Here is a 10,006-nt window from a genome sequence, read left to right as displayed (position 1 = left end):
GCCGGCCGGAACGAGTGACCGCGTAAACCGCCTTGCGCGAACCCGCGACCAGTCCGAGGTGGAGAAAGTCCTCTGGATGATCGCCGTCGTATTCGCGCCTCTACTCGGCGCGCTCGTTTGGTATTTCGCCGGGCCACACCCATTCGGCCTTCGACTCACACGCCAGGTTCGATAGACCTCGACCTTCATTTCCCTTTGCGGAAGGGGTTCCTTGGCTGGCCTATCGCCGGCTCTCCCCCCGTTTTGATTCCATCCCGTGATTGCTCGGCCCCTCATGACATCAATTGCACTCCGTGACATGGGGATAAAGTGGGAACCACCGATGGTCGCCTGGTTTCACGCCCACGTGTGCACGGTCGAGGGCGTGGGAGGCAACCGATGGGCACCTTCCTCAGCACGTTTCTCTCCGATTCCGCGGAACTTCCGGAGCTAGCCGATCGTGTTCGTTTGTCCGGGCCGGTGCCGCTTTCGTCGCCTTTGCCTGTCGGGGATCTTGCCGCGGACAGCATCGCGGCGACCAAGCTGATGGCCTCGTTACTGCACCTTGTCCGTTCGGAAGTGCGGGATCCGAAGGCGGACGAAGTTCCGCGGGTGGGCTCTGCGCCGCAACTGGTCGCCGGCGCCTTCCGGAGTGACCAACTATTTCGGTGGAACGGGGACCCCGCGCCAGCGTGGGCGCCCCTGTCCGGATTCTTCGCCTCGAGCGACGGTTGGGTTCGCACTCACGCCAACTATCCCCATCACGAAGCGGCTTTGCGCTCACTTCTGAGATTGGATGGCTCCGCCACCACCGAGGCTGTCGCTCGCGCAATTTCGCGCCGCAGCGCCCTCGCTCTGGAGGATGAAGCAACAGATTCTGGTGCGGTGATCAGCGCGGTTCGCAGCCCGAGCAGTTGGAGAGGACATCCTCAAGCCCAATCCCTGAAAGCAGCTCCCTTCATCAGCCTGGTGCAGCAGGCAGGAGACTCGGGCCTCCATAGCCTGGGGTCGGCCGACAGACACGCGCCCCTGGAGGGCGTTCGGGTGCTCGACTTGACCCGCGTCATAGCCGGGCCGGTGGCCACTCGCAGCCTCGCGTTCTTCGGGGCAGATGTCCTTCGCATCGACAATCCTGGCATGCCGGAACTCCCCTGGCAGTACCTCGACACCGGGCAAGGGAAGCGTTCCGCGCTCCTCGATCTCGGCTACAAACCGGATCGAGACCGCCTCGAACAGCTACTGACGGACGCCGACGTTGTTGTCTCGGGATACAGGCCGAACAGCCTCAACCAATTCGGCCTCTCGCCGGTCGAACTCCACAACCGCCATCCAGGGCTCGTTATCGGCCGGGTGAGCGCGTGGGGGCAAAGCGGACCTTGGGCCGAGCGCCGAGGATTCGACAGCATTGTCCAAGCAGCCAGCGGCATCGCCCAGATTCACGCAGACGGCACCGGCAGGCCAGGAGCTTTGCCGGCCCAAGCACTGGATCACTCCGCCGGGTACCTACTTGCCGCCGGGATCATGTCAGCACTTCGACGTCGCCACCTCGACGGGCACGGGTGGACCGTCGACATTTCATTGGCCCGGGTCGCTCACGAGCTACTCGCCCAGCCTCATTCCCCGCAGACCGAAGCCGGCCCATATGAGATCCAAACCGTGAACGCGGAAACGTTAGAAGGGACCGTCACCTGTGCCGCACCCGCGATCAGCATTAGCGGCGGTCCGAATCGCTACAGGTGGATCGGCAGCCAGTGGGGAGCGGACCAGCCGGAATGGGCCGAGTCACGATCCGCCAGCGGCGAGCGATAAGTCCCACCCGTAAGGCGCGCCATCGGCAAGTGCAGCATGGCGAAAGCCGCCCGCTGAAGGTTAGTGTCGCGCCATCCCTGTGCAGCGCACCTGTTGGCTGCTGTGGTGCCGGCCATTCCGGCACCGATCACGAACAGGTCGTATTCCTTACTTATGCCGCTCAAGCTGTAGTAATCGCATCGCGCAGTTGCTCCAGTGTTGGGGCGCCGGCTAGTCCCGTGGGGGTCTTGTAGATGCGGCAGGCCAGCCCGACCGACGCCGACGGGTCGGGAAAAAGGTCTGTTCCGTCCACCAGCATGCTCGGAGATCCCCGAAAACCGATTGTCTCTGCGTCTTCCAGATTCTCGACCAACCGCCGGGTCACAACGATGCCGGGGCATGCAGCCGCGATCAACGCCAGCCGGTCAGCAGCGATTTTCCAGTTCGGGCACCCATCGAAGTACTGCAACGTAATATCCATGCCTTCACCGTAAACGTTGCACCGCAGTGCAAGGTCAAGTGGTGAAATGGGAATATGCAGATTAGAGACCTGGCCATTGCGAGCGGCGTAACCGCACAGACGATCCGGTTTTATGAGCGGCGCAGCCTGTTGGATCACGCCGAACGTGGGGGGAACGGTTACCGCCGCTACAACGAAGCGGCCCTATCGCGCCTGCGGTTCATTCGGTCTGCCCAGACGGCTGGTCTGACATTGGCCGAAATTGGCGGCATCATCACTGTTAGAGAAGCTGGCGAGGTGCCGTGCGAACACGTCTCCAACCTCCTTTTGAAAAGACTTGCGGATGTGCACCGCCGCCAACAAGAACTCGTACTTCTTGAAACAGAGCTGCAACACATCATCGACGCGAGCCAGCATCTCGACCCAGGCGATTGCGAAGCGGGCGGTGTCTGCCACGTCATCACCCACGCTCACCAGTAGCGCGCAACGTTCACCCATGCCATGAAGCGATGCGAATTCACCGCCATCTAGCGCTGCCATTCACACAAAAGAACCGAATCTGTCACCTATGCGGTCACTGATTCCAATTCCCGCAAAGACTGCCGCTCCTTCGAACCCTCATCGGCGGATGACCGCAGGACGACGTGCCTCAGGGCACGCGCCCACCTGGCGCAGCGGGATTTGTGGAAGTACCTACCGATCCTCCGTGACGGATCGAAGCACGAATGGCTAGCGGAAGTGTGCGCTGGGCCGGCCCGCCCGGTGGGGCATCTGCTCCTGTCCCGAGTTGCAGGATTGCCAGGGATGAAACGTGAGCGTTGAAGGCAAGACCGCATGGGGACGGCCGAGCCACACCAGTACCTGACCGCGCGCATCGCCGCTGCTGTCGGCACCGAACTGAGCATCCATGGGCGCCACACTCTGCCCACGGTAACGATTGGCATCGCATTGTTTACGGACCACTCGACAATAGCCAGCCTGGTGCGCGACACCGATTTCGACCTGTTCCACGCCAAGCGATCCGGTCGCGGTCATTGGCAGCTCTACAACGACACGATGCGCTCCGAGAGCGGCCCGGTCAAGACTGGGCTTTCGCCCCTACGTCGATGGAGACCTCGGCGATCCGCTTGATCGCTGCGAGGGTTTTCGGTATGCCACCGAGGGCCTGCTGGGTGCGGTCGGTGATCTGAGCGTGCGCCTTTTCGCCGAACTTCTCCTCGAACATGGCGATCCCGTCCGGCAGGAACTCCCAGGACTCGGTGAGCATCGTCCCGGTCTCCGCGGCGGTGAAGCTGAAGCCCCAGCGCACGAAGCTGCCGCCCACCACCCAAGCGAACTCACGTCCGTGCTCTGCCGTCACCACCTCGGACCGGGTCTGCCAGGTCCGGTGTGGGAGCTCGTTGTGCCCGGTGAACCAGGCACCGACCCGACCGGCCTCGGCCTCGTCATCCCACCAGCATGACGTACAGACCGGGCTCCACTCTCCGGTGCGGGTGATGTCGGAGAGTAGGTCATAGAGAAACGCGGCCGACGCCTCGACGATGATGGACTCCTGGTGGCTGAGGGTGCTCGTCTCATTCATGCATTTACCCTAATGGAGGGGGTCATTTCTGCTGCCGCCGGCTGCCGCCGTGCCAGTCTTCTTGCTTTCCGACCGTGTCCGCGTCGACTCCGAACGCGGCCAGCTGTGGCTGCTCGCGCAGGCTGCGCTTGAGTTCGGCAAAACCCGGGAAGCGGGCCAGCCCGACCACGTGGTCCCACAACTCGACCGCCGAGTCCTCGTGTGGCAGCCGGCTGATCACCGGCCCGAAGAAGGCCGCACCGGCGGGCGGCTCGAAGTGGATGATGGGCGTGCCCACGTCTTTTCCCGTCAGCGAGAGTGCCTCGTCCGTCTCCTGCTGGATCTCGATGTCCCATGACTCGTCGTCGAGAGCTTCCGCCAGCTCGGGCGGTAGGCCCGCCTCGGCGAGGATCGGCTCCGCAAACTCACGCGTCCCGCGGAGCTCACGCACCTCACCCTCGGTCCGATGGTTGTCCGGGCCGGGGGCGGTGTCGAAGATGTGGGTCCCGAAGGCGGCGTATAGCGGCGCCATCGCCTCGCGGCCGTGCTCCGCTCGCGCGCGGGCGGCTACCCGCAGGAGCCTGAGTCCGGCGGTGTGTCCAGCTTCGTACTCGGGAGGGAAGTGCGTGTCGTAGTCGACCTGGGCATTGATCAGGCGTAACGAGATGAACCGCCAGTCCACGGTGTAGTCGCGTTGCTCCTGCACCTGCCGCACCCACTTGCTCGTCATCCAGGCGAAGGGGCAGACCGGGTCGAAGTAGAAGTTGATGTCAGCGTCCATGCGTCCACCCTAGGTCAGTGCCGCAAGCACGACCGAGATCGATTTGGCGAGGTGGACTCGATGGGTGCCTCGGGATGACGTATCGCTCAGAGTCGCATTCATTACCTTGGTGCTTACACGGTAAGTGACACGCGCTCCTCCACTTCTGGGCATGTCGAACGAACGATCGCTGCCGAACGCCACAAACACTTAGCGTCGGGTATTTGAATAGGCCACAAGCCACCCTCGGTTCTCCACCGTTCCGAGCTGTGACTCTGGGGCGGATCCTGGGGCTGCACACTGGCCCTCACCTATGCCGAGTGCTACCCGCAGCACGTGCGCACCCTAGTCCTGGTCTCCGTCACCATGACCCAGCGCAGCGACGTGCGCTGGCTCCGCCACGAGACCGGCCGCTACCTGCCCGAGAAATGACAGCGCTTCCACGAGGGAGTCCCCGCCTCCGAGCGCGACGGTGACCGCGTCGCCGCCTACGACCGCCTACTCAACCACAGCGACGACGCCACAGTGATACGCAGCGCAGCGCTGGTGCGACTGGGGAGACGCCGCCGTCTCGCTCGAACCCGGCTCGGCACCCAGCCCTCGCTTCACCGACCCACATTCCAGCTACAGTTCGCCCGCATCGTGACGCACTACTTCACGCACGGGGCCCGGCTCGAGGAAGACCAACTGCTGCGTAATGATGACCGTCTCGCCGGAATCCCCGGCGTCTTGCTCCACGGCCAGCTCGACCTCGGCGGGCCCGTCGACGTGCCCAGGTGCTGGCACAGGCCGGACCAGATGTAACCCTCCACGTGATCCGTGCAAGTGGACACCAGTGCAACAACGAGACGACCGAGCGTTACGGAGATCCCATGCACCGCAGGATATGAGGCCGGAACACTAAGCGGGCGGTCTTGAAGCGGTTCGCATCCAAGGTCGCTCTGATCGCTGGATATTTTCACTTAGGAGTGAACCACTCCTGCGCGATCTAGTGTGTCATTTAACCTAGGCGCCTCATATCGGGCGGATTCAAGTGGTGTCTGCAACACCGGTTTGATTGGTTGGGTTCGAGGTTAGCGTGGCGAGGACCTCTGCGGGCGTTCGGTAGCCGTGGCGTTTGCGGGGCCGGCGGTTGAGTTCCGCAGCGACGTTCTCGAGGATCCCGGGCCCGTGAAAGGACAGGTCTGTGCCTTTTGGAAAGTACTCGCGCAAGAGCCCGTTGGTGTTCTCGTTGCTGCCACGCTGCCAGGGCGAGTGCGGAGCGCAGAAATAGATCGGCATCCCGGTCGCCATCGTGATTTCCTGGTGTCGAGACATCTCCGCTCACTGATCCCAGGTGGTCGAACGGCGCAGCTGTTCGGGGAGGGCATTCATTGCCACGATCATCGCGTCGGCCACGGTGCGAGCGGTGTGATCCCCGGGCAAATGCAGCAGCATCACGTATCCCGTAGTCCGTTCGAGAAGGGTTCCGATCGCGGACTTCGACGAGGTCGAGCCGATGATCAGGTCGCCCTCCCAATGCCCGGGAACGGCGCGGTCCTCGATCTCCGGCGGCCGGTCGGAGATCATCACCATCTCCCGGAACCTCTGCGGCCGCGGACCCTCCGACCGCTGCGGGCGCCGTGTGACACGCCCTGACCGCAACGCGGTGGCAACTTTCAAGCGCAACGATCCGCGGCCCTGCACGTAGAGGGCCTGGTGGATCGTCTCGTGTGACACCTGCATCTCCGGATTCTCCGGATGTTCGACTTTTAGTCGGCCCGCGACCTATTCCGGGCTGAACCGATTCGTGAGCATCACGGCGACTTGTTCCCGTAACGCTAACCCGTCCAGCTTTCGGGCTCTTGGCCGCGATGTGGTCCTGGAGTTCACCGACCGGCCGGTGGTTCTCGCCAGCGCTGGAATCGGCGTCACGCCCATGGCGGGCATGCTCTCCCACCTTGTGAAGACCGGTAGCCAACGAAAGGTGGCTTTTCTCCACGCCGACAACTCAGCAAACACCTTTGCCTTGCGTAACCAAATCAGGGAAGACTTGGCAAAAATGCCCGACGCATCCCTGATCACCTGGTATGTGGAACCCACGAAATCCACGCAGACTATCGACGGCGAACTCGCCGGATTCATGGACGTCAGCACCATCGAACTGCCCACGGACGCCGAATACTACCTGTGCGGCCCGCTGGTCTTCATGCAATCCGTCCGCAGCGCGCTAATCGCCCGCGGCATACCCGCAAAAGACATCCAATACGAAGTCTTCGACCCCGACCTGTGGCTAGCCGACTTCCAATCGTAAGTTGTTCCAACCTGTCGGTCAGTGCGTGGGATGTCAGATGGATTGCCGATAGCCGAAGAACTCATGGTCGTTGTCGTACCCACCCAGACCACCGCCGACCTCGGAGAAGTCTTCGACGAATTCGATGCCCTTAATCCACTTGACCAGCTTGAAACCGAGCTGCACCTCGTTGCGCAACCGCAGCGGAGCACCGTGACCGAACGACAGCGTTTCATCATTCATGTCATAGGCCAGCATGGTCAGTTTGTAACTCATCTGCTCGATCGGTTGAGCGTCGTAGTAAATCCCACCATCAGAACCGACCGCAAAGGAGTAAAAAATCACCCACTTCGCTTCCGGCTTCGGCTTCGCGATGTCAAGAATGGTCTGCATTGAGACGCCGCCCCACTTCGCAACACCCGACCAGCCCTGAATGCAAAAGTGCTGCGTGATTTGCTCGTGGTGTGACAGCGCCCGTAATTGCTCAAGGTCCAACTCCACCGGATTATCAACGAGCCCACCGATTTGCAGCTTGTAATCCGTGAAGGTGCCAGCTTGGAGCTTCTTGTACTCCTCCGATTCCGGGAACTTACCGTTATGCCAGAAATAGGGAGAGATATCTTTCTCCGTGTACTGACCCGGCTTCGAATCGATGTGCTCGAACAACCGCTGCGCGGGACCGATCAGCGCATACCCCACCTTCTGCACCACACGCGGATGCCGGTACGTGAACGGTGTCGCCGCCACCCAGCCGACGATGATGACCACCATCGAGGCGGCGAAGATCAAAAACCCGACCCAGGAGCTGTCGTCCCGTGACGCGTACATGTGGTTGAGGTTGCGGAGGGCGCCGGTGGTCAGCACGAGGGTCACGTGGATGATGATGAACATGACGAACCAGGCGAGCACCAAGAAATGGAGTGATCGTGCGACCTGGATACTGAAGACCGAACTGATGGTCCGGAATTTGGTCGACAACGCCGGTGACATCCCGAGCCCGGTGATGAGAGCGGTCGGAGCGGCGATGAACACGGTGATGAAGTAGGCGATCAGTTGCAGACCGTTGTAGTTGACCCAGCCGTTTTCCGTCGGCCAGTCCAGCGACAGATATTGGATTGCGACCGAAATGGAATGCGGGATGACGTCCCAACTCGTGGGGACCAAGCGCATCCACTGGCCGGTGACGAAGATCAGAACGTAGAACACGATTCCGTTGAGTAACCACAACGTGTCAACGCCGAGGTGCCACCAGCGGGCGAGCCCGATGGAGTGACGACGCCCTGGCAAGCCGACGCCGTCCGGCAAGGTGATCGAATCCTGCTTCGACGTATACAGCGGATCACTCGGCACCGGCTTCTGCATACGCAACCAGTCTTTACCCGGTGTGGAGTGTCTGGACCAGTACAAACGCGGGTGATCGGCGATGATTGTGACGCCGGAGCGGATGATGAAGATCATCAGAAAAGCATTCAGGAAGTGCTGCCAGCCCAGCCATGCAGGGAAACCCACCGGCGCGTTCTCCGGAAGCTCAGACTCGCCCGGATACTGTTGAATGAAATCCTGCACGGCAGGGAGCTCGCGTATCCCCTTCGCTACCGCGATGCCGATGACCAGGAGCACCAAGCCGATCGGAATCAACCACAACAGGTTGAACCACTTGCTCTTACCAATTCGCACCCGCGGAGCGACACCGTACTGTGCTGGGAGACCGCCTGCCCAGTGTTCGTCGACCGCGGTGTAGTGCGTGCTGTCAAGCTCCGAACGGAAGCTTCGCATCCCCCCCGGCCCACGATCGGGGGCGGGAACATTCTGATCTTCCAGTCCGGACATCATGTCGTGAGCTTAGCAACCGCTAAAATGCCAGCACCAGATTGACGGGATCTCGCAACCGAGTCACTTTGTGCTCGGACGGCAACGACCGCAGCAATGGCGATTTCCGTCGCGAAACCTCGCCCCCACGTCGCCGGGGAGAGACGGTACCCGAGGTTCCAGACGGGCGCTGGAGTCATGTTCACTCCACCCGTACCGACGAACGTGCCAGCTCTCAGCGCATCATCCGATCCCCGGTCGCCCACACGAACCGCCCATTGACCAATGCCATGTTCTCGCCGGCTCTTGATGGCGTCGTCGACGATCCTTTTGGACTGCTCTCGAGTGTTGTGACGACCCACGTGCAAGTGCCGCCACGTGTCGGGATCGCTGAAGACGCCAAAAACTGATTCGAGATCGTCAGGAGTCAGAGGTGAGAATGCAAGGCGAACATCTGGCGCTAAATCTAAATTCGTCATCAAGACCATTGTTCCCAATCTCGGCGACACTGAGCTGCGGGCTGTCCGCAGGCCGGACCTCGACGGACGCAGATTCGGCGCCAAGTCACCGAGGTCCTGAAGTTTCGGGGGAGTGGCGGTTGGGAACGACCTAGGCTAGCGAGCATGACGGTCGAACAGGTTGAGCAAGGACCGCGCCAAGTCGCGCGCACTGTCGAGGTGCCGGCTTCGGCCGACGACGTCTTCGCGTTGGTGGCTGATCCGCACCGTCACGGTGAGCTGGACGGCTCGGGCACCGTCCGCGACACAGTGTCGGGTCCGCGGCGGCTCAGCCAGGGCGCACAATTCTCGGTAGCGATGAAGCAGCACGGACTCCGGTATCGCATCACCAGCACGGTGACGCGCTTCGAGGACGGTCGGCTTGTGGAATGGAGTAGCCCAGCGGGCCACCGGTGGCGCTGGGAACTCACGCCGCTCACGCCCACGTCGACGCGCGTCACTGAGACGTTCGACTACAGCACCGTCCCAGCCGTGCAGGGCAAGGTCTTTGAGTTGCTCGGCTTTCCTCGGCAGAACGCCGCCGGTATCGAAGCCACCCTGCGCCAACTTGCGCTGCGCTACGCCCGCGCTTGACGTGACGGTGCTCGCGTCCTGACTGGACGCCAAGGCCCCCGTGTGCACGGGCGTACGCCTCGCCAGATGCTGCCAGCGGTGCGGTCGGGAGGGCGCAGCGACAGGGCCGCTGGGGAGACAGCAGCACACGACGAGCTACTCCCACCCGCTGGAGTACGCAAACGAGCCGCCAGAGCCACGACGCCTTCCTTCCACGTGGCACCTTCGGCACTCGTCGTTGCGGTGATCGTTGATGTTGCGAGACGTTGATCCACAGCGAGAGGGCTTGGAGGCACGAGGGTTCACT

Annotated in this window: 11 protein-coding genes and 3 pseudogenes; 6 read left to right on the top strand and 8 right to left on the bottom strand. The window is 62.1% G+C overall.

The genetic code is table 11. From position 1 onward, the window contains the following. Positions 1-55: 55 nt before the first annotated feature. Both E3O54_RS17365 and E3O54_RS10110 read left to right on the top strand, forming a co-directional pair. Positions 56-175, top strand: a pseudogene (locus tag E3O54_RS17365) (PLDc N-terminal domain-containing protein); the annotation flags it as partial. A 203-nt stretch (positions 176-378) separates the two neighbouring features. Further along, complete coding sequence (locus tag E3O54_RS10110) at positions 379-1,788, top strand: CoA transferase (RefSeq protein ID WP_134401522.1); 1,410 nt, start codon at positions 379-381, stop codon at positions 1,786-1,788. Between the two features lie 160 nt (positions 1,789-1,948). Here E3O54_RS10110 and E3O54_RS10100 read toward each other — a convergent pair whose 3' ends face one another. Then, positions 1,949-2,248: a thioredoxin family protein gene (locus tag E3O54_RS10100; RefSeq protein WP_134401520.1), complete on the bottom strand. Its 300-nt coding sequence runs from the start codon at positions 2,246-2,248 to the stop codon at positions 1,949-1,951. A gap of 54 nt (positions 2,249-2,302) precedes the next feature. Here E3O54_RS10100 and E3O54_RS10095 point away from each other — a divergent pair, with 54 nt between their 5' ends. Next, positions 2,303-2,707 carry a heavy metal-responsive transcriptional regulator gene (locus tag E3O54_RS10095; RefSeq protein ID WP_134373208.1) on the top strand — a complete coding sequence of 135 codons (405 nt, stop codon included), beginning with the start codon at positions 2,303-2,305 and terminating at the stop codon, positions 2,705-2,707. Positions 2,708-2,956: 249 nt separating this feature from the next. Here the strand turns inward: E3O54_RS10095 and E3O54_RS10090 are convergent, their stop codons facing one another. The 3 genes from E3O54_RS10090 to E3O54_RS10080 are packed head-to-tail and all read right to left on the bottom strand — an operon-like array spanning position 2,957 to position 4,569. Then, entirely contained in the window at positions 2,957-3,262 is a 306-nt protein-coding gene (locus E3O54_RS10090) for a hypothetical protein (protein WP_134373206.1), read from the bottom strand. A 43-nt stretch (positions 3,263-3,305) separates the two neighbouring features. Next, a complete protein-coding gene (locus tag E3O54_RS10085) occupies positions 3,306-3,809 on the bottom strand; it encodes an SRPBCC family protein (protein ID WP_104102295.1) in 504 nt (167 codons plus the stop codon). Positions 3,810-3,831: 22 nt separating this feature from the next. Next, positions 3,832-4,569, bottom strand: a complete 738-nt coding sequence (locus tag E3O54_RS10080; protein WP_134343436.1) for a hypothetical protein — start codon at positions 4,567-4,569, stop codon at positions 3,832-3,834. Positions 4,570-4,833: 264 nt separating this feature from the next. On the opposite strand from E3O54_RS10080, the pseudogene E3O54_RS17170 reads away from it, so the two are divergent. Continuing rightward, positions 4,834-4,980, top strand: a pseudogene (locus tag E3O54_RS17170) (prolyl aminopeptidase); the annotation flags it as partial. A gap of 192 nt (positions 4,981-5,172) precedes the next feature. Here the strand turns inward: E3O54_RS17170 and E3O54_RS16370 are convergent. Then, positions 5,173-5,334 carry a hypothetical protein gene (locus tag E3O54_RS16370; protein ID WP_158250296.1) on the bottom strand — a complete coding sequence of 54 codons (162 nt, stop codon included), beginning with the start codon at positions 5,332-5,334 and terminating at the stop codon, positions 5,173-5,175. 243 nt (positions 5,335-5,577) lie between these two features. Further along, positions 5,578-6,402 (bottom strand): annotated as a pseudogene (locus E3O54_RS16945) (IS30 family transposase); the annotation flags it as partial. Between E3O54_RS16945 and E3O54_RS10060 the strand changes: the two are divergent. Beyond that, positions 6,338-6,841, top strand: a complete 504-nt coding sequence (locus tag E3O54_RS10060; protein WP_370247717.1) for a hypothetical protein — start codon at positions 6,338-6,340, stop codon at positions 6,839-6,841. The pseudogene E3O54_RS16945 and the gene E3O54_RS10060 overlap by 65 nt on opposite strands. A 33-nt stretch (positions 6,842-6,874) precedes the next feature. Here E3O54_RS10060 and E3O54_RS10055 read toward each other — a convergent pair whose 3' ends face one another. Beyond that, positions 6,875-8,653, bottom strand: a complete 1,779-nt coding sequence (locus E3O54_RS10055; RefSeq protein ID WP_198411475.1) for a molybdopterin-dependent oxidoreductase — start codon at positions 8,651-8,653, stop codon at positions 6,875-6,877. Further along, complete coding sequence (locus E3O54_RS10050; protein ID WP_166785372.1) at positions 8,650-9,108, bottom strand: GNAT family N-acetyltransferase; 459 nt, start codon at positions 9,106-9,108, stop codon at positions 8,650-8,652. Before E3O54_RS10050 ends, E3O54_RS10055 begins: the two co-directional genes overlap by 4 nt. 144 nt (positions 9,109-9,252) lie before the next feature. On the opposite strand from E3O54_RS10050, the gene E3O54_RS10045 reads away from it, so the two are divergent. After that, positions 9,253-9,720, top strand: coding sequence for an SRPBCC family protein (locus E3O54_RS10045; RefSeq protein WP_134343440.1), 468 nt, complete (start codon positions 9,253-9,255; stop codon positions 9,718-9,720). The last annotated feature ends 286 nt before the right edge of the window (positions 9,721-10,006 follow it).

The sequence above is a fragment of the Cryobacterium sp. TMT2-4 genome (genome assembly GCF_004402575.1).
GTDB lineage: Bacteria > Actinomycetota > Actinomycetes > Actinomycetales > Microbacteriaceae > Cryobacterium > Cryobacterium sandaracinum.
The sequence above is the reverse complement of the archived record's forward strand: the minus strand, read 5'-3'. Positions and strand labels throughout refer to the sequence as shown.